17 protein-coding genes are annotated in these 23,312 nt (G+C 48.2%); 7 read left to right on the forward strand and 10 right to left on the reverse strand.

Features of this window, described 5'->3' with window-relative positions; translation table 11 throughout:
• Window positions 1-178: 178 nt before the first annotated feature.
• Entirely contained in the window at window positions 179-5,899 is a 5,721-nt protein-coding gene (locus ACO6V5_RS16205; protein ID WP_422413204.1) for a hypothetical protein, read from the forward strand.
• Window positions 5,900-6,084: 185 nt separating this feature from the next.
• Here the strand turns inward: ACO6V5_RS16205 and ACO6V5_RS16210 are convergent, their stop codons facing one another.
• The 6 genes from ACO6V5_RS16210 to ACO6V5_RS16235 all read right to left on the reverse strand — a co-directional run bounded on the left by ACO6V5_RS16210 (window position 6,085) and on the right by ACO6V5_RS16235 (window position 12,917).
• Window positions 6,085-7,464 carry a hypothetical protein gene (locus ACO6V5_RS16210; protein WP_422413202.1) on the reverse strand — a complete coding sequence of 460 codons (1,380 nt, stop codon included), beginning with the start codon at window positions 7,462-7,464 and terminating at the stop codon, window positions 6,085-6,087.
• 154 nt (window positions 7,465-7,618) lie between these two features.
• Window positions 7,619-8,236 (reverse strand): LysE/ArgO family amino acid transporter, encoded by a 618-nt coding sequence (locus tag ACO6V5_RS16215; protein ID WP_422136715.1) that lies wholly within the window; start codon window positions 8,234-8,236, stop codon window positions 7,619-7,621.
• A gap of 208 nt (window positions 8,237-8,444) precedes the next feature.
• Window positions 8,445-9,287 (reverse strand): DUF547 domain-containing protein, encoded by an 843-nt coding sequence (locus ACO6V5_RS16220; RefSeq protein ID WP_422413200.1) that lies wholly within the window; start codon window positions 9,285-9,287, stop codon window positions 8,445-8,447.
• 498 nt (window positions 9,288-9,785) lie between these two features.
• A complete protein-coding gene (locus ACO6V5_RS16225; protein WP_422413198.1) occupies window positions 9,786-10,370 on the reverse strand; it encodes a 5-formyltetrahydrofolate cyclo-ligase in 585 nt (194 codons plus the stop codon).
• A 492-nt stretch (window positions 10,371-10,862) separates the two neighbouring features.
• Complete coding sequence (gene ssb, locus ACO6V5_RS16230; RefSeq protein ID WP_422136712.1) at window positions 10,863-11,486, reverse strand: single-stranded DNA-binding protein; 624 nt, start codon at window positions 11,484-11,486, stop codon at window positions 10,863-10,865.
• 90 nt (window positions 11,487-11,576) lie between these two features.
• A complete protein-coding gene (locus ACO6V5_RS16235) occupies window positions 11,577-12,917 on the reverse strand; it encodes an MFS transporter (RefSeq protein ID WP_422412935.1) in 1,341 nt (446 codons plus the stop codon).
• Window positions 12,918-13,169: 252 nt separating this feature from the next.
• Between ACO6V5_RS16235 and ACO6V5_RS16240 the strand changes: the two genes are divergently transcribed.
• The gene (locus tag ACO6V5_RS16240; protein ID WP_422136710.1) at window positions 13,170-14,120 is read left to right on the forward strand and encodes a hypothetical protein; all 951 of its coding nucleotides are present in this window, start codon (window positions 13,170-13,172) and stop codon (window positions 14,118-14,120) included.
• Between the two features lie 278 nt (window positions 14,121-14,398).
• Here the strand turns inward: ACO6V5_RS16240 and ACO6V5_RS16245 are convergent, their stop codons facing one another.
• Complete coding sequence (locus ACO6V5_RS16245) at window positions 14,399-15,154, reverse strand: SDR family NAD(P)-dependent oxidoreductase (protein WP_422137065.1); 756 nt, start codon at window positions 15,152-15,154, stop codon at window positions 14,399-14,401.
• A 13-nt stretch (window positions 15,155-15,167) separates the two neighbouring features.
• Window positions 15,168-15,875 carry a TSUP family transporter gene (locus ACO6V5_RS16250; protein WP_422136709.1) on the reverse strand — a complete coding sequence of 236 codons (708 nt, stop codon included), beginning with the start codon at window positions 15,873-15,875 and terminating at the stop codon, window positions 15,168-15,170.
• 225 nt (window positions 15,876-16,100) lie between these two features.
• On the opposite strand from ACO6V5_RS16250, the gene ACO6V5_RS16255 reads away from it, so the two are divergent.
• Complete coding sequence (locus tag ACO6V5_RS16255; RefSeq protein ID WP_422412933.1) at window positions 16,101-17,414, forward strand: aspartate aminotransferase family protein; 1,314 nt, start codon at window positions 16,101-16,103, stop codon at window positions 17,412-17,414.
• A 71-nt stretch (window positions 17,415-17,485) separates the two neighbouring features.
• Here ACO6V5_RS16255 and ACO6V5_RS16260 read toward each other — a convergent pair whose 3' ends face one another.
• The gene (locus tag ACO6V5_RS16260) at window positions 17,486-19,006 is read right to left on the reverse strand and encodes a PLP-dependent aminotransferase family protein (RefSeq protein WP_422412931.1); all 1,521 of its coding nucleotides are present in this window, start codon (window positions 19,004-19,006) and stop codon (window positions 17,486-17,488) included.
• Between the two features lie 165 nt (window positions 19,007-19,171).
• Between ACO6V5_RS16260 and ACO6V5_RS16265 the strand changes: the two genes are divergently transcribed.
• The 4 genes from ACO6V5_RS16265 (at window position 19,172) to ACO6V5_RS16280 (ending at window position 22,326) form a co-directional block, all read left to right on the forward strand.
• On the forward strand, window positions 19,172-20,035 hold the full coding sequence (locus ACO6V5_RS16265) for a transporter substrate-binding domain-containing protein (protein ID WP_422136706.1): 864 nt from the start codon (window positions 19,172-19,174) through the stop codon (window positions 20,033-20,035).
• A gap of 109 nt (window positions 20,036-20,144) precedes the next feature.
• Window positions 20,145-20,786 carry an amino acid ABC transporter permease gene (locus tag ACO6V5_RS16270; protein WP_422136705.1) on the forward strand — a complete coding sequence of 214 codons (642 nt, stop codon included), beginning with the start codon at window positions 20,145-20,147 and terminating at the stop codon, window positions 20,784-20,786.
• Between the two features lie 15 nt (window positions 20,787-20,801).
• Window positions 20,802-21,467 (forward strand): amino acid ABC transporter permease, encoded by a 666-nt coding sequence (locus ACO6V5_RS16275; protein WP_422136704.1) that lies wholly within the window; start codon window positions 20,802-20,804, stop codon window positions 21,465-21,467.
• Entirely contained in the window at window positions 21,460-22,326 is an 867-nt protein-coding gene (locus ACO6V5_RS16280; protein WP_422136703.1) for an amino acid ABC transporter ATP-binding protein, read from the forward strand. Before ACO6V5_RS16275 ends, ACO6V5_RS16280 begins: the two co-directional genes overlap by 8 nt.
• Window positions 22,327-22,435: 109 nt before the next feature.
• On the opposite strand, the gene ACO6V5_RS16285 is transcribed toward ACO6V5_RS16280, so the two are convergent.
• On the reverse strand, window positions 22,436-23,155 hold the full coding sequence (locus tag ACO6V5_RS16285) for a riboflavin synthase subunit alpha (RefSeq protein WP_422136702.1): 720 nt from the start codon (window positions 23,153-23,155) through the stop codon (window positions 22,436-22,438).
• Window positions 23,156-23,312: the final 157 nt, after the last annotated feature.

Raw genomic sequence — 23,312 nt, forward strand, 5'->3', positions numbered from 1 at the left:
ACGACGATTTTGCTAACATTGGCATGAACCGTGACTGATGAGCTGAACAGGATTTTATTACGGATCGTCTGGATAACAAAATCTGCTTGCCATGCTTGCTCATGATGACCCCTTATAGTCTATAAATACAAATGAGAATACGAGTAGTTATCATCATTATTTTTATGGTAATGCTTCCATGAGTACCAACCTGATAGAAAATCAGAATTGGCGTAGCCTGCCTATCAACAAAAAGCCATCTTTATTATTACTGTCACTTGTCGTCTGTTTTCCAGACTGGAACAGTTGGGCCGGCACGATTGAGCTGGACAATAATAATTTCAATCGATATCTGAACGCCGACCACCCGGTCGAAGGTCGCTATCGGTTAATCAGTGATATTGACTTGCGCCGATTCAGGCCCTGGGAACCCGTCGGCAATAAATCCATTCCGTTTTCTCTCATTCTGGATGGCAAAGGCCACGTAATTTCCGGCCTCGAAGTTTCAACCTCGTTAGATAACACGGCCTCAGGCTTGTTCGGGTCGTTGCAGAATAGCGTTATAAAACAGATCCTGCTTAATCAGCCAAAAGTGACCAGTTCCGGAACGAACAGTCCGTCAGGTGCGCTTGTGGGAGAGTTGAAAAGCAGCAGGATTGAAGAGGTGGTTAATTATGCCGGAACCATCCAAACGGGGGGTCTTCACAGTCATAGCGGAGGTATAGCGGGCAGTATTTCTGATAGCGTCATAAGGGATAGTGTCAACACCGGCACCATTTTCACAACCGGAAGCGCTATCTCAGGGGGTATCGCTGGATTGGCCGATCAGGCATCTTCTGTTTCAAATGACCTGAACACCGGAAAAATAGCCTCCAGAAACCTCTATTCTTCTCCCGCCGGTGGCATTGTCGGAATGCTGAAAAGGAATAGCTTTGCTAATAACAATGTGAATACCGGTGAGGTTAATGCTGGCCATACTGAAGATTCCGGAGGGATTGCAGGGCAGGCAATAGCGGCCAGTGTCTTACAAAACCTGAACACCGGAAAAATTGCCTCCGACTACCTGGACGGCACCTCCTACCGGGGAGGTGGTAATGTGGGTGGAATAGTAGGGCAGGCCTCAAGCCATACCCGCGTCAGCAAAAACCTTAATACAGGCAGTATTTCTGGAAAATATTACTCCAAGGTGGGAGGAATAACCGGCCAGGTAATAAACGCTCCGGTTGTTCAAAATGTCAATGTCGGCCCTGTCACTACTGATGGCAAATATGCCTATAGCGGAGGTATTGCTGGAAAAGCCAGAGGTACAAGCATTCACGACAACCTAAATGCCGGAGCTGTTATAGGGAAAGATTATTACAGTCCAGTCGCTGGTATTTCAGGGACGGCCCAACGGGCCTCAGTTTACAATAATGTTAATACGGGTCTGATTAAAACACATTATGAACGCAATAAAAGTGCGGCAGTCGCAACCAATTACGACGCAGCCCGTATTCAGAATAATCTGGATACTTATACAAAGTATCACCCGGCTTCCGAATGGAGTGGATATAACACGGGTGTCGAGAGGATATCAAAAGCTGATCTTAAAGCAAACCTGAGCGGTTTGAGCAGCGAGCTCTGGAATGCCGGTGATGCAACACAGCTGCCGATGCTCAAAGGCGTTAACACCCCCTACCGAGACCTTGCCCGAATCAATGGGACCCGACAGGCAAACAACCAGTTTCCTCCCGTCCTGAATGAGTTTGCCGACCCTGGTGATGTCGCCAATGCTACCTCTTTCAATCGTACTGTCTGGAACGGTCAGGATGGCTATTTACCGTTTCCAAAAGCTTTCTTTGAACCGCAAACACTACTGGCCGGAGTTGATTGCACACAAGGGGGATTTGACTGCAGCAAAGAAATGCTTACTCAATCACCCACGGACAGTACTCTGAGTTCTGAGTCACCATCAGAAGCTTCAAACGCTATACCCTTGTCATCCGCGCAGACGTCAACCGGAACATTGATCACGGCTTCTGTGGCTCGTACTTCCCCTACTTCTGAGTCACCGTCAGAAGAAGCTTCATCTACTATCCCACCGTCAACGGCACAGCCAACAACCAGCGAAATGACCATGGCTTCTGTGGCTCGTACTTCCCCCACTTCTGAGTTACCGTCAGAAGCTTCATCCACTGCCCCACCGACAACGGCACAACCAACAACCGGCAAACTGACCACAGCTTCTGTCGCTCGTACTTCACCTACTTCTGAGTCACCATCGGAAGAAGCTTCATCCACTGTCGCACCGTCAACGGCACAGCAAACAACCGGCGAATTGACCACAGCTTATGTCGCTCGAACTTCATTCACATCTGAATCACCGTCGGAAGAAGCTTCATCCACAGTTCCATCGTCAACGGCGCAGCCAACAACCAGCGAACTGACCACGGCTTTTGTCGCTCGTACTTTGCCCACATCTGAGTCACCGTCGGAAGAAGCTTCATTTACCGTCCCATCGTCAACGGTACAAACAACAACCGACGAACTAAACACGGCTTCTGTCGCTCGTACTTCGTCCACTTCTGAGTCACCGTCAGAAAAAGCTTCATCGACTGTTCCTTCGTCAACGGCACAACCAACAACTGGCGAATTGACCACAGCTTCTGCCGCTCGTACTTCGTCCACTTCTGAGTCACCATCAGAAGAAGCTTCGTCCACTGTTCCATCGTCAACAGCAGAGCCAACAACCAGCGAACTGAGCACGTCTTTTGTAGTTCGTACTTCACCCACTTCTGAGTCATCATTGGAAGCTTCATCCGCTGTACCATCGTCATCGGCACAGCCGAAAACCAGGGAACTGACAACGGCTTCTGTAACTGGTACTTCACCAACTTCTGGGTCATCTTTGGAAGCATCATCCGCTGTCCCTGCATCATCGTCACAGCCATCAACCAGCGTGGCCAGGACTATTCAGCTAGACAATAATAATTTCAATCAATATCTAAATGCCGACCATCCGGTCAAAGGTCACTATGAGTTAATCAGTAATATTGACCTGAGCCGATTCACTCACTGGGAGCCCGTTGGCAATAAATCCGTTCCGTTTACTCTCACTCTCATTGGCAACGGCCACGTGATTTCCGGCCTTGAAGTTTCAACATCAGCAGATAACACTACAGCAGGCTTGTTCGGGTCACTGGAGAACAGCACCATAAGACAGATCCTGCTTAACCAGCCAAAAGTTACCAGCTCCGGAGATGCAAGCCCGACCGGCGCACTGGTGGGAGAGATGAAACAGAGCCGGATTGAAGAAGTGGCCAGTTCTGCCGGAGTCATCAAAACGAGCGGTTCCGGCAGTCATGCCGGTGGGATAGCGGGCAGTGTTTCTGATAACAGCATCATACGCGACAGCCTCAACACCGGAACCGTAATCACAACCGGAATTGCCTGCGCTGGCGGCATCACTGGACTCGCCGAACAGGCATCCGTCATTTCAAACAACCTGAATACCGGAAAAATAACGCCCAGAAACTTACATGACTCACCTGCCGGCGGCATTGTCGGCAGACTTAAAATCAGTAGCCTTGCTTATAACAATTTGAATACCGGTGAGGTTAATGTCGGCCATACCGAAAATTCCGGAGGCATTGCCGGAGAAGCCGAGGCAGCCAGAGTCGTACAAAACCTGAACACTGGAAAAATTGCTTCCGATTATTTGGACGGCACTTCCCAACGGGGGGGTGGTAATGTTGGCGGAATAGTGGGGGAGGCCTCGAGCCATAGCCTCGTCAGCAACAACCTCAATACAGGGAGTATTTCTGGAAAATATGGCTCCCACGTGGGTGGCATAACAGGGCGAGTAGTCAAGACTCCTGCTGTTCAAAACGTCAATGTAGGACCTGTCACTACTGACGGCAAATTTGCCTATAGCGGAGGTATTGCCGGAAAAGCCAGAGGTGAAAACATTTATGACAACCTAAATGCTGGAGCGGTCGTAGGAAGAGGCAGGAGCAGCCCAGTCGCTGGTATTTCAGGAACAGCCCGCGGGGCCAACGTTTACAATAATGTAAACACCGGGTTGATTAAAACATATTATTATGACAACCGAAAAAGTGCGGCAGTAGCAAACATTCGCAAAGCCGGACGTATTGAGAATAACCTGGATACTTTCACAAAGAATCGCAGTGTTCTTACTTTCGTCGAATGGGATGGATATAATACAGGCGTCGTGAGAGTACCGAGAGACGTCCTAAAATCAAACCTGAGTGGTTTGAGCAGCGAGCTCTGGAATTCCGGTGATTCATCACAGCTGCCGATGCTCAAAGGCATTAACGCCCCCTACAACGAACTTGTCCGAATAAACGGTACCAAACAGGCAAACAACCAGTTTCCCAGGGCCCTGAATGAGTTTGCAGACCCTGGTGGTAACTCAAATGCCACCTTTTTCAGTCGTACTATCTGGAACAGTCAGGATGGCTATTTACCTTTCTTAAAAGCTTTTTTCGGAGCACAAACATTATTGGCCGGAATTGATTGCACACCAGGTGGGTTTGACTGCAGCGAGAAAAAGGAGACAACTCCGTCGGCTTCATCATCGTCATCAGAAAAGCCATCAGCCAGCCTGTCGGATAACTGCCCGCTACCGGAAGGCACACCTCTCTTTCAGACCTATGACCGGGAGAACCAGCGCATATACGTTGTCATTCAGCCTGAGTCACATGAGCCTTCCGGGATTATTCTGGCACGCTACCAGGGCACTGAACTGGATAAACAATTTGGTTCATGCGGCACTGTGAAATACACAACCTCTGTCAACCAGGCCAAAATACTGGATTCTTACCAGTCTCTGACAGGGCAGGTTATTCATGAAACCACAGGTCCTCATCTTGACATTGTTGCAACGACAACGTCAGGAAAAGCGACTCTGCTTGAGTTCCCGTTAACTGCGGCCCAGAGAGACCAGGCACGACTCAGGGTCCGCAAGAACCTGTTCCCCGACAATGTTCAAATTAATGATACCGCTTATCATGAGGGTGTCATGTATTTAACAGGAAGCATCGATAACAGCCTGTTTGTTGGCCGTTACCTCCAGCGACGGCTCTATTTGCATGAAAAGTATCCTGAAGATAAGGAAGAAGGACTTTTTTTAAGACTCTCCCCAGATGGCAAACGTCTTTATGTTGCTGGAAAAAGTGATCAGGATGCGCCCCATCCTCTGTTTATCAGAGAGTACGACAGTAACCAACTAAACCCCGCTGCCTCTTTTGGAAACAATGGCAAAGAGATAATGGCCACCAATGACATTGACACGTTCAACAGTCAGTACATCCTGATACAAAAAGACCAGTCCTACGTTGCCGTATTCAGCCATGAGGGAGAGAAACTTTCTATTCGCCGGTTCACCACCGAAAATGGACAGATGGACAGTGCTTTTATTATTGACGACAGGATTGATTTTTCTTCCCGCACAAAGGGCTCAACAACAACTGTCAGGCTGATACCAAGAGACGATTTATTACATGCCATTATTTACAACAGTGATGGACAAGCGTACGTAGTTACTTATCAAAATCAGGTTAACGTCCATCGTTTCGACACCACCTTCACACCTGCAGCAGCAAAGTCTATGCGCCCGGTTTTTGTGCGCAATAACGCCTATCTGGCCGTTGAAAATACCAATATTGAGGAGGGTAGACGGCTTGTGCGTATGCAAGAGATTTCTCTGGAGATAGAAAACTACAACTACCAAGTATCCCCTATCGCTTTCTCGTCTGAGAGATCGACTGAAGGAATGAGTGGCCTGGGAATCGGGTTTATTGCAGCCGGCAGTGTGACTGTTGCAACAATTGCAATCATCCTGGCCATTAAGAAGTTCAAAAGGCAGAGATTTGGATCAGGGACAGAAACTCACGAATTACTATCTTTGGATAAATTTTAGATAATTGACAGACAGGACGGCCCCGTAACGAGGATGGCAGAAAACTGATAATTAAAATCCGGTTTTGCAAGCAGAACAGCGAACTATTTGACGAACAAAAGCAGATTTTCACCAATTTACTGCCACCACACGACTGCATGAACACGGAGCCAGAGCAACGCAGGAGCAGTTGCCGGGTAAGGCAGCTATTCCTGGCCAAGCTCCAAATTGCCCTCCTTGTAGACATACTTCCCGGCCAGCTTGATGCCCGCTTTCGCCAGAAGCTGACGGTATTCCAAAGGTTTCAACCAGACAATCCGCTTAAAATCCTCCTCGCCCAGAATCTCATCAAGTGCCTCTTTCATCCGCACAGTCTGACCCAACGGAAACTCTCCTACCATCAACAGAGGCAAATTGGCGCCTTCCTTGTCCTTGCCAATTCCCAGTTCACCCAGCCCGTCTACCACTCTTTTGATGGCTGGAATAAAGGTATCCCTGGCACATCGGGTTAATGCGTTTTGACCGGCATACCAGTCTTTTTCATTGACACCCTCTGGCACTGTATTCTGTTGCAGCACCCAGAAGCCGACATAGCCGGCTTCATTTTTCTTATCTTTCAAGCGAACAAACAGGTGATTAAACTTTCTGGTTGGCAGGGTGGTATTCAATCGCTCCTGTTCCTTTTTGCTATAGCCCAGAACAGGATAGGCCAGATAATCACCTTTAGGTGCCCGTCCATAAACGTCAACGGTTGGCATAGCATTCATGGCTTTCAGAACCGGTACATGTTTCAAATCCAGTGTGTCAAAATCACTGGCTGTGCAGGCTGCTGGCAGCTGATCGAGGAAGAACACCTGGATGGCTACGCCATACTCATAACCCCCACCCTCACTGTCGTAGCTCACCCGATCATAGCGCATAACACCATCCCGAATTTTGTAACCAATGGCGTAGGTGGTCAGTTGAATAAAATCCAGATCCCTTAGCTCTGTCTTTTCACCCACTTTCTGTCTGGCCAGTTTCGCCATCAGACGGGTATCTGAATCCATTTGTAAATGCTTATCGGGGGGCATCTGGAAATGACGAAGCTTCAGAACTTCTTCCATGTTCTCGCGAATGTACTGCTCTTTCAGAACTAACCTGCCACCGACCACAACGGCTCTTTTGTGATGGTCATTATATCCGGCAATACCGACGTAAACGGCATCAAGCCCGATTTCGTCGTCATCTTTCAGCTCAGGCCAGTGGAAGCGAGCCGATTTCCTGAGATTATCAAGAGCATTAGCGAACAGAACTGTTTCCGAGTCACGGAACGCCAGATTGCCCGGATGACCCATACCGGTGAGTGAAGCCTCATAAAAGTCTTCTTTACCAGATGACTCGCTGTAACTGACATGGACCGGAGAGGCCACAGAGCTGGCCAGTACCTTCTCTGGATTATTTGCCGAAGCCAACACCATGTTGACCTCGGCATTGCTTTCATAGACCACCAGCACCAGATTGTCTGAATAGGTCTTGGCAAAGGATAGTGAAGAGAACAAACTGAGAGAGATCAAGACAACACTGCCTATAAGCCTGAGCTTCATCGGATCAACCCCTTTTTTAGCAAACCTTACAGCAGGGACACTGCTGTATCAGCGAACCGCAGCACTTCTGTGCAAACGTCATTAAAAAAAGCACCTGATCATCAAAATAGCCAATGAAATGAAACCCGGAAGCATAATTGTTTAGACAGAAACGTTATAAAATATTGGTCAGATCCATTTGCAGCAGACTGAGGGCAATGCTGAACATGATCAGACAAATCACCAGATCAATGATTTTCCATGCTTTTGGACGGGCTAACAGGGGTGCCAGCTTCACAGCACCAAACCCAAGACCATAGAACCAGATAAGCGATGCGGTGATAGCTCCCAGTACAAAATAACCACGCTGATCACCGTATTGAGCACCAATACTGCCCAACAAAATGACCGTATCAAGATAAACGTGCGGATTCAGCAGAGTGACCGCCAGAGTCGAAAACACAATACCCCGAATAGACTTTTGCACCTGCCCTTCTGCTTTGAGTTGCCCGGTTTTGAAACTACGCTTCAGTGACATCAGGCCAAATCCAGTCAAATAAGCAACACCCGCCCAGCGGGCTACTTCAAGCAGTGTGTTATTACTTTGGATAAGTGTACCAAGACCCATGACACCGGCCAGTATCAATAAGGCATCGCAGACTGCACAAATTGTGGCAACCAGGATAGGTGACTCTCGACGTAAGCCCTGAGCCAGCAAAAATGCATTCTGACTGCCAATAGCTATGATCAAGCCGCCGCTTAATAGCAACCCATTCAGATAAATTTCCAGCATTGCCTACTTTCTTAAAGCGCGTTAAGTACCTAACCAGTTGGTTTTGCATATTCTGGACGGCGGCTTTTTCCATCCTTCTGCGTTCCAACTCTGGTTGCGTAGCTATGGCTACGCGCCCGTCGTTGCGCCTTGAAGGATGAAAAAATCCACTCGCCAGAATATGCAAAACCAACTGGCCAGGTACTTGTACATTCAACAGAGCGACCCACTATGGCCCATTCAAACCCCAATCATAGTGATGATCTAAATCCCCTTTGTACTGCTGAAGCCTGGTGCGCAGATCAGGTTTGGCGTATTTCACCAAGTGGGCGATCAAAGATTGGTCATTCCCACCGAAGTCGACTTTATACCAATGATAGATACTTGAGACGAGCAGTTCGCCATCGTCAAAGGTCACGCCGCGTTCGTGGTTGACGTAATCGGTTGCGGCGGCTTCAAGCAGTGTTTCTGTGTTTTCTGAGGTGAAAGCTTTTGCGGCAATATTCGGGCAACTGTAGCTGGCGCAGTTGACAGCGTAATGGATGCGTGCTTCGCTCCAGATGGGTCTCAGGATATTGTGCTCAATGTTGTTGAGCGTGAGTTTTTTACCTTGAATTTGGGTGATATCGTCGTTCCAGGGGCCAAAGCCGAAGAAACTTTTGCCAAGCTCAGTAATACTATCCACGGGGTAGTTTTCAAGAATCAATTCCACCGTGAGCGCATTGTAGAGGTTCACCCAGTAAGCGAACTGCTCTTGCTTTGAATAGCTGCGGGGGTCAAGCGCGGTCATTTTTTTCAGGTAGTTTTGCAACCGCGATCTGTCGGCTTTGGAGACTTTGCCGTAATTGAACAGGTTCACGCCGGAGGCATGTTTGATGTCCAAGTATGTGTCGAGGGTATGTTGCCAGTCGCTGTGATCGATGACAGCTTTATTGCTTTCGTCGCTTTTATTCCAGAAAGGAATCAACTCAGATTCAGGGGCCGCATGCACGACACTGACGCTCATGAGCATGCCAAGAAAGCCGAACAAACTCAGCAAAACGAGTTTGGTAGATTGGGTAAAAAATTTCATTGAGATGCTCCTTTTGCCTCAGCATAACATTTGATTTATCAGGCGGACAAAACCCTCACTCGCGCCATTATAAAGTGGTGAATAACAACTCAGTGTCACGCAGTGCTCCGAAGGTCTGCCCATGGCAAGCGTTGAGAGACAGGCTAAGTTTTGAGACATACGACTCAATACCAATACTAAGATGAAGCCCCTGTCTATCATTCGCTTGCAGTTAACACCTCTTTATGCGAAATTCACCAACGCTTGAAAAAAGCAATTGATGCCCATAGCGATTAAAATAAAAGTCGCTTTTGATGGCAAATCAATGACTGGCTGGCTTCCCCGTGTTCAAGACGGCCAAGAATAATAATTAAAATAAAGTGGAGTTCTGAAGAAAATGGTTAACCCAAAACCCAGTTCAATCAGCCTTTTATTAGCTGTCTTTATCGTCGCCGTGTTAACAACAGCAGCGACTTCGACTCTGATCTGACAAGCTGATGGCTTAGGCCAGGGAGTGGCTTACTGAACTTTCTCACCATATAGCTGCTTTTCTGTTGCAATGCTCTTCATTGGAACATCCCAGTCCGCCGCCGGAATTGAACTGACTTTCTGACACTCATGCGCTAACCCCATCAGTATCGGTTTACTGCGGTTTTCCAGAAAGGCAAAAGTCCGGTCGTAATAACCCGCTCCCATGCCAAGACGATTGCCCTGCTCATCAAACCCGGTGAGCGGCATAAGCACCAGATCCAGTGCTTCTGCCTTAACGGTTTTTTCAAGATCCAGTTCCGGTTCGGCAATCCCGTAACGGTTCTCTACCATCCGGGTATTGGGTCTGTAGAGCTGGAAATACATCTTTTCAGGCTGCTCCTGATCCAGAACCGGAAGATAGCAGAACTTATCCTGCTCCCAGATCGCTTCGGCGATAAATCCGGGATCAATTTCACCATCATTAGCCAGATACAGAGCGATATGCTGACTGTGCCGAAAAGCCTCACTGTTACACACGACAGAGGATAATTTCTTTGCCGCAGTAAGTTGCTGTTCAGCCGACAGGGATTGACGACTGCTTCGTAACTGCTTGCGCAGGCTGGCTCGATCCATCTGAGATGACACCCGACATTGTTCTGTTGGAGCAATATTGTCTACTGCTGAAAGGAAATACTCAATGATTGAAATGGATGATGCCTGTCAGAAATCAGCGACTGCCTCTCCAGAAAAGGCAAAAGGCCGCTGATTTCAGCGGCCTTTTGCTATGTTCAGTTCCTGACTAGGAGCCTGACCGAGAATAGCGCCCGTAGCGAGGACGGCAGAAAATTGAGGATGAAAATTCGGTTTTGTGAGGAGAATAGCGAGCTATTTGACGAACAAAAGCGGATTTTCAGACCAATTTGCTGCCGCCGCAGTAGGGCAGTCTATTCTCGGTCAGGCTCCTAGCAGCCTGTCGGACTTAAGCGTCCGTAGCGAGGATTGCAAGAAATTGAGGATAAAAATCTCTGTTTCTGAGGAGAATAGCGAGCTATTTGACGAAGAAACAGGGATTTTTAGACCAATTTATTGCAACCACAGTAGGACAGTCTTAAGTCCGACAGGCTGCTAGAACGGAATATCATCATCAAAGTCGTCAAAGCCACCTGCTGGCGCAGTCTGAGGCTGTTGCTGAGGTTGCTGCTGCGGAGCAGGACGCTGTTGAGGCTGATGTTGCTGAGGCTGATGTTGCTGAGGCTGATGCTGCGGCTGCTGTGGAGCGGCTGCAGGCGCCTGCTGTTGCATCGGCTGCTGGGGTGCATTGTATTGTTGCTGAGGAGCAGGCTGTTGTGCAGCTCTTGGCTGGAACTCGCCACCACCCGCAGGCATAGCCATTCCGTCCTGACGGCCATCCAGCATTTGCAGCTGGCCACTGAAACCGTCAACAACAACTTCTGTCGTGTACTTATCCTGCCCGGACTGATCCTGCCACTTACGGGTCTGCAGTTTACCTTCAATGTAAACCTTGGAACCCTTGCGCAGGTATTGCTGAGCAATTTCAGCCAGCTTGCCGAAAATGACCACCCGGTGCCATTCGGTTTTTTCCTGTGGCTGGCCGGTGTTACGATCTTTCCAGGACTCACTGGTCGCAACACTCAGGTTGGCTACAGCGCTGCCATTCGGGGTAAAACGGACATCCGGATCATTGCCCAGGTTGCCGATCAGAATGACCTTGTTAACACCTCGTGCCATCAGTTTCTCCAGTAATTTTTAACATGAACCCTTTTCATCCTCACAGGAATGAAAACAGGCTCCTGGTTGTCGCTTTCTCATTCATTTATGTCAGCACTCACCGTATTGGCGCAGCGCGGTCATATCCACTATTTTTCTGTCCACCTTAAGATAGGCGGTTCTCTCACTGTCCAGGACAGTCACTTCCTCAACCCCGGGAATAATGGCCAGTTCCCTGCCAATAGCACGGGCATCCAGGCTCATGGAGGAGTCGAGGGCCATCACCATACTGCTGACATAAGGAGGTTGCTTCATGGTAACAGACAATAACCACCAGAGTGCAGTAGGGATTGCACAAACCATCATGACACCGGTCGCTCCCCAGTACTGAAAGGCGAGTCCACCAAGGCTTCCACCCAGAGCAGCCCCCAGGAACTGACTGGTTGAATATACGCCCATGGAGGTTCCCCGGGTGCCTGCCGACGATAATTTACTGACCAGAGAAGGTAGTGTAGCTTCCAGAAAATTGAATGCAGCAAAAAACAGGAATATTCCCAGCAAAACACTTTCGGCACGCCACATACCGGCAATGGCTGCCAGCAGGACAGTGACAGCGCCAACAAAGCACTGTTTCAGGCGACGTTTGGCTTCACTGAAAATAATCACCGGTACAATCATCACAAAAGAGACCGAGAGTGCCACCACGTAAATCCAGCCATGATTTTCCCGGGCCATCCCAAGGGTGTCTTCCAGCATCTGAGGCAGGAATACGAACAGGGCCATCAAGGTGAAATGCAGGGTAAAGATACCGGCCATCAACCTGAGCATTTCCCGATTACCTATAACATTGCCCACATCTTTGATACTGACTTTGGTGTTCAGATCAGTCCGGGTCACTACCGGAGTTGGCACCATGAACAATAGAATCAGAATGCTCAATCCGGCCATTACAGCATTACTGCCAAAAAGCCCCTCCAGCCCCCACCAGTCGGCAAAAAGAGGGCCCAGTAACATGGCGATGCAGAATGAGAATCCGATACTGATACCAAATACCGCCATGGCCCGGGTACGGTACTGCTCACGGGTCAAATCAGCCAGAAGTGCGGTGACAGCCCCGGATACCGCACCAGCACCCTGAAGAATCCGACCGAAAATGACTCCGTGAATAGAGTCGGCCTGAGCGGCAACCAGACTGCCCAGCATAAAGATCATCATACCGGCTATGATAACCGGCTTGCGCCCGAACCGGTCTGACATCCAGCCAAAGGGAATTTGCAGAGCCGCCTGGGTTAATCCATAAGCACCAATCGCAAAGCCGGCCAGGGCTGGAGTGGCCCCCTGCAGGTCTTCGGAATAAAGGACCAGAACAGGCAGTACCATAAACAGGCCAAACATCCTGAATACAAACACCAGTGACAGTGAGACCGTTGATTTCAGTTCCTGCGGAGACATTCCTGACTTCTTATATAACATTGCAAGCGGCTTATTTTATCAGGAAAAACTTTTGAAGAAAGGAGTCGCCGAAAGACAATATGCCCATTGGATTTAAAAATAGAAAAAAAAACTTACATTTACCTGCAACTTCCCGAAAATCAGCTATTTTTAATCGTTCCGGTGGAATCATTACAACCATGAACAAGAAGTCTGCCAGACCTGAGGCCGCTTACAGGTAGCCCAAGCAATAAAAAAAGAGGATTGATCAACATGATATACCCTGCCCGACGCTTCGGTCATTTACCACTTTTCATGATGGCGGTAATTGCTTTCACATTGGCAACTCCCAAGCCAGCAGAGGCCGCTAACGACAGAACGCTTCGCTATGCGCTTCTTTCCTCTGGAGTGGTTTTTGTGGGCGGTTTGCTGCTGTTAATTGAGACTTCCTATTCAGGTGGTTCAAACTACTCCGGGGATGTTGAAAATCAGGAGCACTCGTTGCAATTGCCCGTCATCACCTACAAAAAGGAGGCGGCGTTAAAAAACCATCACTCCGTTGATGTCAGGCTTGCCCCTTCGGTAGACCCGAAAGGCGAAATAATCGAATTTAAAGGGACCCTCTTGCAACTGAAGGGCACAAAAAAAGCGGCTGTCTGTAACCCCATCCTGGAAGTCAAAGAGGTGAATAAAAACCTATTAAAAGATATTCACGACCAATGCAACGCCTGGTTCAGCAGAAACAATATGGTATTTCCCCATGAAGTCAGTGGTATTGATCTGGCAGAAGCCTTTAATGTTGCGCTTCCGGAAATGGTATACAGAGCCAACATTCTGACCCTCACTCCCTATCAGGTAGCGCTGAAACCCAATCACAAAGAAGCTACCAAAGAAGATATGAGTTATTTCAGCATAGCGATGAGCGACTTCGAGCCTAACCAGTACTTTAAAACCTGTTATCACTATCCAAGAAACGCCGGCATGAACCCTCCGATGATCGACTCTGCAGGCGAACTGGTTTTCAAACTGCCAAAACAGGGCGTTACTCATCTGCATCATGACGGACACAACGAGTATTTCATAGCGACTCGCCTGTCCAGCAGCCAGGCTAAATTTGCCTATGCCTGGAAGCTTGGCTCTCCCTGGCCACCTATGCCCAGACCAGTCAGATTAACTCCGGCAACCAAAGACATTCTGCCCATTCATGTCCTTGATCACGAGTAACCCGAAAACAAAGTCAGTTCAGTTTAAGTGCATGCACGGTATTGTCATAGACAGTCTTCAGCCCCGATCATCAAGAAGGTGTCGCAAAAGCCTCATCAATATTGGGGGCTTTTTTATCCCCCCCTACTGAGGGTGTCGCAAAAGGGTATGGTCAGCAGGATATATCAAGATCGTCGTTCCCGCGCAGGCGGGAACCCACCACGAACAGTGGATCTCCGCCTTCGCGGAGATGACGGTTTGAAGCTTGAAGCGTTTTAATTGACCTTTTGCGACACCCTCTACTGATCACGGTCGATAGCAAATGGAGACCAGGCCTGACGTGTTGGCATCACCTCAACACGGTTGATATTGATGTGTTCCGGCAAGGTTGCGATGTAGAACATTTGCTCGGCAATATCTTCTGCGCTCAAAGGCGTGGTGCCACGGTACAGGTTATCAGATGCCTCCTGGTTTCCCTTGGTACGAACCAGGGTGAATTCGGTCTCTGCAATGCCTGGCGACAGGTCCGTAACACGCACACCTGTCCCCTGCAGATCACACCTCAGGTTATAACTGAACTGCTTAACAAATGCCTTACTTGCACCATAAACATGGCTTCCCGGATAGGGCCATTGACCTGCAATCGAACCTACATTGATGATAGTAGCGCCTGCCCCAGACTTGATTAAGGCAGGCAGCAGTGCATGCGTGACATTGACCAGGCCAGTAACGTTGGTGTCTATCATGGTATGCCAGTCATTAAGATCAACCTCGGGTGCTCCCTGGGGAGCCAGTGCCAGTCCTGCGTTGTTGACCAAAGCCGTTACTGCTGAAAATTCCTCTGGCAACGACGCTACTGCTTTCTTGACGGCTTCTGAATCGCGTACATCCAGTTGCATCACATGCACAGGAACATCCAGTGTCTCCCTGAGGTCCAAAAGTCTCTCTAAACGACGCCCCGAAAGAACCAGCGACCACCCCTCTTTGGCAAATCTGTGTGCAGCAGCTTTACCAAAACCAGAGGTCGCGCCAGTAATAAATGCGATTTTCTTCATCATGTTTTCCTTGTTAAATCATGATTGTGAGCAGTGCCAACATCATCAAAATGGGCGCTACCGTGTTTTTTGGTGATGAATCCGGGTATAAATCAAACAACTTCTTTCCCAATAAACTGCCCAGCATGGCAACAGGAAAAAGAACCAGGCTGAACTGAACAGACCGGGCCGAGATAGCATCGACATAAAGCAAACCCAACAGTGATGTCGCTGAACTCAGGATAAAAAACAGTATCGCCGTTGCTCTGATTTCACTGGCCTTTAACGACAGGTTTAACAGATACAAAACCAGTGGTGGACCGCCCGCTGAAGCCGTTGTCATGCCAAAACCTGACAATGCACCAGCAAGCATGGCATAGCGATGGTTAAGCCAGGTGAACCGCAGATCAAACATGATCAAAGTACCGGCAATCAATGAGAAGCCTGCAATCATCATCTTCAGTTCATGTGCAGATATGACCGAAATAAACAAAAGCGAGACCGGTATTGCGCCTAGCATGCCCAGTGAAAGCATGGTCAGCAGACGTCGATTAACCTGCTTCCTGGCGCCCGGCAACAGACACAGACTACTGAGCAGATCGAGTGTCAGAGCAATAGCAATGGCATCAAAGGGGGAATAGACAAGACTCAGGCACAGGGCAGCAATAATGGCAAATCCAAAGCCACTGTAACCCCTTACCAACCCGGCAAACAAAACAAATACCGTTGCTAAGCCCATCATCAATTCCGTTAAACATTACACATTGCTTCTGAAGGCCATCAATGTAATCAGCCCACGACCTATCCTATAGAGCCAGTTTTTCAGATTGTCTGAGTCAGTAGCGCCAACAGCCGCCCTGACACAAGGCTTTTTTTAAACTGTCCCTACATCCTTTTTTATGTTTCTCGCCAAGATAACTGCAAATCACAAACAAAGACTCAATCCTTACCCCACTGGAGAATTAAAATGGATGTATTGGGATCAGATGTATCAAATCATCATGTCGTGGAATTGGATAAACATGTATTCCACTCTTGGTCGGTACAAGAGTCAGCAACACCGGTAGCCATTGCCGGTGCACAGGGATCTAGCCTTTGGGATTTCGAAGGAAAGCAGTACCTGGATTTTAGTAGCCAGTTGGTGAACACCAATATTGGGCATCAGCACCCAAAGGTGATTGATGCCATCAAGGCCCAGGCTGAATCTCTGGTGACCATAGCTCCGGCAACAGCAAACCTTGCCCGGGGTGAAGCAGCCAGGCGCATACTGGATAGAGCACCGGCTAAGTTCAATAAGGTGTTTTTTACTAACGCTGGTGCTGATGCCAATGAAAATGCGATTCGCATGGCAAGACAATTTACCGGTCGTGACAAGGTGCTTTCTGCCTACCGCTCATACCATGGCAATACCGGCTCAGCGATCGCTGCCACAGGTGATTTTCGTCGTGTACCCAATGAATACAGCCGCGGGCATGTACACTTTTTTAACCCTTATCTTTATCGCACCGAGTTCAATGCAAAGACGCAAGAACAGGAATGTGAGCGAGCTCTGCAGCACCTGAAACGAGTGATTGAATGCGAAGGACCAGATTCCATTGCCGCCATTCTTCTGGAGACAATCCCGGGCACAGCAGGCTTTCTTTTACCACCGGAAGGCTATCTACAAGGGGTTAGAGATCTGGCCACCGAACATGGTATACAACTGATCTTCGACGAAGTGATGGTGGGATTTGGTCGCACTGGCCGCTGGTTTGCTTTTGAGCACTTTAACGTTATTCCGGATCTGATCACCTTTGCCAAAGGGGTTAACTCAGGCTACGTTCCTGCTGGCGGCGTTGTTGTAAGCGAGCCAATATCCGAATATTTCAAGAGCCACTTCTTTATGGGCGGCCTCACCTATTCTGGCCACCCACTGGCCATGTCCGCCATTGTCGCAACTCTGGATGCAATGGAAGAGGAAGGCATTGTTCGCTATGCCGATGAGGTAGGAAACACGGTTTTGGGACCCGCATTAATCGACCTGATGGAAAAACACAACAGCATTGGCGACATTCGTGGCAAGGGCATGTTCTGGGCTCTGGAGCTGGTCGAAGACAGGACAACACGAGAGCCTTTAAGCAATGAGAAAATGGCCTCCATTAAAGCCAGATTAACCGACAAGGGCCTACTTTCTTTTATAGTGAACAACCGTATTCACGTAGCGCCGCCTCTTATCATTAAACCCAATGAGATTGCCCAGGGTGTGGCCATTATTAGCCAGGTACTCTCGGACTTTGATTAAAACCTGAACAAAAAACGCCAGGACAATGGTCTTGGCGTTGACACCTCCAAAAGGAAAAATCTATATAAAGCCTAACCTTCCAGGGCGCTTGCCAGTTGTTCAACCCCGGGGGTAATGAGCGCCTTATCGATGGCATGAAAGCCAAGCCTGAAAAAACTATTGGTTTCAGGGTTAGCTTGTTCCTGCCCCATGAAATGCGAATATCCTGTTTCTATCAGAACCCCCCGTTGAGATGCTCTGGACGCCAGTCGCTGACTGCTTATTCGGTCGGGTGTTTCTAACCACAACGCATTGCAATAGTTACCCTTGGCCAATCGCTTACAATCGGGAAGATAGCGCTCAACCGCTTCATTAATCTCGTGCCAGCGCTGGCGTGTATTGTCTTTGAAACGTCGCAGGAAGCTATCGTAATAACCCTGTGAGATAAAATGCGCCATTTCCATTTGCACCCGGCTTGGCGGGTGGCGATACATTAAACGACGCAGTGTTCGTAACTCATAGATCAACTCTTCCGGAGCAACGATATAACCAAGGCGTAGACCAGGTGCCAATGTCTTGGAAAAACTACTGACGTAGACAACACGGTTGTCTTTATCCAATGCCTTTAGTGCAGGCAAGGGGTTCCATTCGGAGTTGCTGTCTGAGTCGTAATCATCTTCTATAATGATGGCGTCACTCTTTTGCGCTAATTGCAAAAGGTCATGTCGGCGTTGCTTACTCATGGTCACGCCCGTTGGAGCCTGATGACTCGGTGTAACATAGAAATAATCACACTTGGATGACAGCTCGTTAAGCACCAGCCCGCTCTGGTCAACAGTATGCGGATGAAGCTGTGCCCGGGCCAAACTAAAAATATTGTTAGCTTCTTTATAGCCAGGGTTTTCCACCCCTACTCGAGTGTGTTTATCCATTAACATCCTGGATAGCAAATAGAGCGCGTTCTGTGAGCCAACGGTAATGAGAATCTCATCGCTCCTGGCGTGAATGCCTCGCTGTGGGAGTACCCGGGTTCGGATCTGCTCTACCAATAACTCTACATCCTTATCAACTTTGTCACACAGCCAGCTATGATCTTTCGGGTCTGCTATCACCTTACGAGTGGATTCTCGCCACTGCGCCAGAGGAAAATCTTGAATGCTTGGTTGCCCATAGATAAAGGGATATTGATAACAGCTCCAGTGGGAGGGTTTAACTATACGGGGGAAAGCATCTGTAGAAACCTTGAATCGACGGCTCCAGTTTGCGGCATTGGCAGGGTTGTCTGCCTCAAAATGGTTCAACTCCTGTTCCACCTCTTCAAGTCTGGTGGAATATTTTTCCGACAGGTAATAACCGCTTCTTGGCTTACTTATCAGGTAACCGTCATCTGACAGTGCTTCGTAGACCAGTGACACAGTATTGCGTGACACCTTCAATTGACTTGAAAGCTTACGGCAGGAAGGCAGCGCCTCATCGGCAGAGAACACACCTTCGAGTATTGCTTTAACAAGATACTCTCTTACCTGCTCCTGCAAACTTCTCTTCGAATCAAACTCAATGAAACAGCTGTAATTTATCCCCATGGAGTCAACCTTTTGGATATTTTTATTCATTGCATTCGATTCACCACAGCAAAAAGCAAGCCAATATACTTAATTAGTCGTATTTATCTTATATTCTAACCACTGTCCCAATCAGCACGGAAAATTGGCTCTAACCCAACTATCTATCTCATCTCTAAAGTGAAGGCGTTCACAAATCACAGCAAGTAACAAATTATGAGACATGGAATAAAACTTAGAAAATGGGTAGCCGTTGCCGCAGCAACGATGACTATAGGCATGTCCAGTATGGTTGTTGCCGATGAGTCGCCATCTTTTGCCAGCAAGGGAATAAAGGTTGCGACAGAGGATAACTACTCTCCGTTCAACTTTATCGATAAAGGCAAGCCAACCGGGATAAATAAAGATCTTCTGGATGAACTGCGCGACTACTCCGACTTTAAAGTAAAGCAGGAGATTCTGCCCTGGACAGGTCTTCTGGCATCCGTTTCCGCAGGTCAGTATGACCTTGCCCTTACCGGTGCAATCATTACTGACGCTCGCCTCAAAGCATTCGATTTCACCCCACCCATCGCCTCCGCACAGCACTATTTCGTCGCCCGGGCAAAAGACGACAGCGTAAACACGATTGCAGATCTGGATGGAAAAACAGTTGGCTTGCAGGCAGGCAGCGCACTACTGGAAAGGCTTCCCGAATTGAAAACCATGCTTGAAGCCCAGGATAAGAAACTAGGAAAAGTGGTTGAGTATCAATCATACCCTGAAGCCTACGCCGACCTGGCAAATGGTCGCATCGATTACGTGATCAACAGTATCGTCAATATAAATGAGTTGGTAAAAACCAAGCCCAAGGTATTCAAGAAAGGTGAAGCTGTATCCGGCCCCGGCTTTGTAAGCTGGCCTGTACCCAAAGACAACCCTGAACTGCTGGCCTATCTGACCGACTTCTTTGCACACTTAAAAGAGACAGGTCGTATGGCTGAGTTGCAGGAAAAATGGTTCGGTGAATCCTTTGATGAACTGCCAACCAACGCCATCGTTTCAGTTGAACAGTACCATAAATTGACTGCAGTCCGGTAAACCACTCCTCACAGTTCAGTAATGACCAGGGCTTAAAAACGACTACTCCTATCGCCCTGGTCTTACTTAAAAAATCAACGTTAATACTGCTGCAGACAGGTAGGTATTTATGGATCACTACGGATGGATGCAATTGCTTCAGGGGGCATGGACCACGGCATGGATATCAATGGTATCCATCGCCCTGGGGGTGGTTTTCGGGCTCGTGATAGCGCTTATTCGTATGGCGAAACTGCCAATTGTCGATCAGATATTAGGTGTCTATGTCAGCTGGGCAAGAGCCACACCACTGGTGACATTAGCCTTGTTCATCTTCCTCTCTTTTCCGTCTTTTGGCATCAATCTCGATAAACACTTCTCGGCCATCTTGTGTTTAACCCTGAATACCTCTGCCTTTAATGCCGAGATCTGGAGAAATGCATTCCTTAACTTCTCCAGTGGGCAGAAAGAGGCCGCTGAAGCTCTGGGTATGCGACGACTGATCTATTTTAGGCGCATCATGTTCCCTCAAATGGTGGTCATGAGCCTGCCCGCACTGGTCAACGAGATGTCTTTCTTAATCAAAGGCAGCCCGGCGATTGCCGTGATTGGCGTTGTTGATCTGACTCGTGTTACCAACCGAATCGCAGCCGTCACCTATGAACCTCTACTTCCTATTCTGTGTGCTGGCATTCTCTATATGTGCATCATAGGTGTGCTAATCAAATTACAACAAATGGCCGAGAAAAAGGCTAACTACCTGGCTGGCTGATAATAAGGAGTAATCATGGCTGAATGGGAAATAATCTGGCAGCAAAGAGACATCTTTATTTCAGGTTTTGGTAATACTTTTATACTGTTTTTGGCGGGATCAATCGCAAGTTTCATCCTGGGTGTGACCCTTCTCTACACCTTGGAAAATGGCTCAAAAGGTGTTAAAGGCAGCGTAATCCTGATCATCAATATGATGCGCACCCTGCCCTTCCTGATTTTGGCTTATCTGCTGTATTACGGGTTGCCAGAGGTCGGAATCCGCATGGATGCCTTTACTGCGGGGCTGATCTCTTTATGCCTTTATCATGGCACCTATTTCTGCGAGATCTTCAGAGGTATTCGCAAAGGACTGGATTCAGGCTTGACGGAAGCAGCCCAGGCTTGTGGCTTCTCCAGATTCAAGACCTTTACCCGCATTATCATGCCCAATGTGCTGTTTCGATCCGTGCCGCTCATTGCCAATCAGCTGATCATCTGCCTGAAAGACACCGCCTTTCTGTGCATTATTACCGTTGGTGAGATCACAGCGGCCGCTAACAGTATTCAATCAACCTACTTTATTCCGCTTAACGCATTTATTGTGGCTATTGCCCTGTACTGGATTATCAGTATCGCCATCGAACAGGTCAGCAAAATCACACTTAATAAAGTTCAGGATAGAGGGCTAAGCCATGCTTAATGAAAAGATTCTCACCAAGCCAGTTGAAACCCCGAAAACCGCTCAGGAAAGCGCACCTGTGGTAGAACTGCCTGTCCAGTACCCAAAAACCGAATCCAATGCCCGGGATATTGTAAGGGTGGTGAACCTGTCCAAACAGTTTGATGGCATCGAGGTGCTGAGAGACATTAACCTCACCATCAAAAAGGGCGACGTTGTCAGTATTCTGGGTTCTTCCGGTTCAGGTAAGTCGACCCTGCTTCGTTGTATGAACTGGCTTGAACAACCGGAACGAGGCAGCATCCATTTGGGTGATGAGCGCATAGGTATCAATCCTGTTACCAGGAAACCGCTCAAATACAAAGAGCTCGCCAGGATTCGCGAGCGTATCGGTATGGTGTTTCAAAGCTTCAATCTCTGGCCTCATCTCACTGTGCTCAAGAATGTCATGGAAGCCCTGTTACATGTTAAGAAAATGCCAAAAGCGGAGGCGGAAAAAATCGCCAGAGTGCAGTTAGAAAAAGTTGGTATGTCCCATAAACTCGACAGCTATCCAAATATGCTATCGGGCGGTCAAAAACAGAGGGTCGCTATCGCCCGTGCACTGGCTATGGAACCAGAGGTATTGCTGTTTGATGAACCCACCTCAGCCCTTGATCCTGAATTGGTTGATGAGGTTCTGACCGTGATGCAGGCGTTATCGAAAGAGGGTTACACCATGGTGGTGGTCACACACGAAATGGAGTTTGCCAGAAACGTTTCAAGCCAGGTGGTGTTCCTGGAGAAAGGTATTCTGATTGAAAAATGTCCGCCAGAGAAGTTCTTTACCAATCCGGATTCACCTCGGGTAAGACAGTTTTTGAAGCTCGATGGCGCCTGACTCAACTTCAGCACTGAGAACAGAAAGCCCTGGATTGCAGGGCTCTCTGGCTGCTGCAAATCACTGGTTCCTCTGTTTTCAGGCCCTTTCCGGGTAGAAGTGAGCTGAATCAGCGCCGGACGTGATCTGTTTGCGCAAGGCTCGTGGTCAGTGACTCTGTTAAGTTAATATTTTTTTCTTCCATTAATGCTTCCAGTAAAGGATAAAGAGCGCCCAGTTGCTTTTCGAGCGTGTCTTTAATGGTGTCGACGATCACCTGCGTACCACGCTCAATTTCAATGTTGACCCAATCATCTGCTTTTTTAGCATTGAATGTTGTGACTCTTCGGGTCTCAGGAATCAACCAGACTTCAAAACAGTCTTTCTTCTTGTCGACATCGGATAAGGTTAGGCTGCATCCATTAATCGCTATATACCCTTTAGGGAAAATGTATTGCCCCCATTCATTGCTGTATGCAAACCGCATACGGCAGTTTCCCTCGATCTCTTCAACTTCAAGAATCTGAGCCCGAAAGTCGATGTGTCCAGAAAGAGGGTGTCCGCCAATTTCCGCCCCATCCATTGCTGCTCGCTCGACATTCACGGCCTGACCAGTGACATGATCTCCTAATGTCGTTACACGTAAGCTTTGCAAAATAACATCAAATCTGGCCAGAGTCGGACTGATAATTTCTGTTACCGTAAGACAAACGCCGTCCACCGCAACACTGGCCCCTACATTCAGCCCCTGGCAAAAGCCTTCCGGGAACTCAATGTCAAAGGTTCGGATGCCATCGTGGTCATCCACACGGCCAATTTTGGCCATGCCTTGAACAATGCCTGTAAACATTCAAATTGCTCCATTACTTTCGAATTAGTGTCAGGGTATACGTGTAAGGACTGTCAGCAGGATCTTCAACGATGTTTCTTCAGGCGAACAATATAATATCTGCAGCCAAAATATCACACGATTTTAGCTTAAAGTGCTCTGGTTTAAACTCGTAAGG

This window comes from Endozoicomonas sp. ALD068, from assembly GCF_049310145.1.
Classification (GTDB): Bacteria; Pseudomonadota; Gammaproteobacteria; order Pseudomonadales; family Endozoicomonadaceae; genus Endozoicomonas_A.

Excerpts from the sequence above, each read along its gene's own strand:
- ACO6V5_RS16205 (WP_422413204.1), top strand. The coding sequence starts at position 179 with ATGAGTACCAACCTGATAGAAAATCAGAATTGGCGTAGCCTGCCTATC.
- ACO6V5_RS16210 (WP_422413202.1), bottom strand. The coding sequence starts at position 7,464 with ATGAAGCTCAGGCTTATAGGCAGTGTTGTCTTGATCTCTCTCAGTTTG.
- ACO6V5_RS16215 (WP_422136715.1), bottom strand. The coding sequence starts at position 8,236 with ATGCTGGAAATTTATCTGAATGGGTTGCTATTAAGCGGCGGCTTGATC.
- ACO6V5_RS16220 (WP_422413200.1), bottom strand. The coding sequence starts at position 9,287 with ATGAAATTTTTTACCCAATCTACCAAACTCGTTTTGCTGAGTTTGTTC.
- ACO6V5_RS16225 (WP_422413198.1), bottom strand. The coding sequence starts at position 10,370 with ATGGATCGAGCCAGCCTGCGCAAGCAGTTACGAAGCAGTCGTCAATCC.
- ssb (WP_422136712.1), bottom strand. The coding sequence starts at position 11,486 with ATGGCACGAGGTGTTAACAAGGTCATTCTGATCGGCAACCTGGGCAAT.
- ACO6V5_RS16235 (WP_422412935.1), bottom strand. The coding sequence starts at position 12,917 with ATGTCTCCGCAGGAACTGAAATCAACGGTCTCACTGTCACTGGTGTTT.
- ACO6V5_RS16240 (WP_422136710.1), top strand. The coding sequence starts at position 13,170 with ATGATATACCCTGCCCGACGCTTCGGTCATTTACCACTTTTCATGATG.
- ACO6V5_RS16245 (WP_422137065.1), bottom strand. The coding sequence starts at position 15,154 with ATGAAGAAAATCGCATTTATTACTGGCGCGACCTCTGGTTTTGGTAAA.
- ACO6V5_RS16250 (WP_422136709.1), bottom strand. The coding sequence starts at position 15,875 with ATGATGGGCTTAGCAACGGTATTTGTTTTGTTTGCCGGGTTGGTAAGG.
- ACO6V5_RS16255 (WP_422412933.1), top strand. The coding sequence starts at position 16,101 with ATGGATGTATTGGGATCAGATGTATCAAATCATCATGTCGTGGAATTG.
- ACO6V5_RS16260 (WP_422412931.1), bottom strand. The coding sequence starts at position 19,006 with ATGAATAAAAATATCCAAAAGGTTGACTCCATGGGGATAAATTACAGC.
- ACO6V5_RS16265 (WP_422136706.1), top strand. The coding sequence starts at position 19,172 with ATGAGACATGGAATAAAACTTAGAAAATGGGTAGCCGTTGCCGCAGCA.
- ACO6V5_RS16270 (WP_422136705.1), top strand. The coding sequence starts at position 20,145 with ATGGATCACTACGGATGGATGCAATTGCTTCAGGGGGCATGGACCACG.
- ACO6V5_RS16275 (WP_422136704.1), top strand. The coding sequence starts at position 20,802 with ATGGCTGAATGGGAAATAATCTGGCAGCAAAGAGACATCTTTATTTCA.
- ACO6V5_RS16280 (WP_422136703.1), top strand. The coding sequence starts at position 21,460 with ATGCTTAATGAAAAGATTCTCACCAAGCCAGTTGAAACCCCGAAAACC.
- ACO6V5_RS16285 (WP_422136702.1), bottom strand. The coding sequence starts at position 23,155 with ATGTTTACAGGCATTGTTCAAGGCATGGCCAAAATTGGCCGTGTGGAT.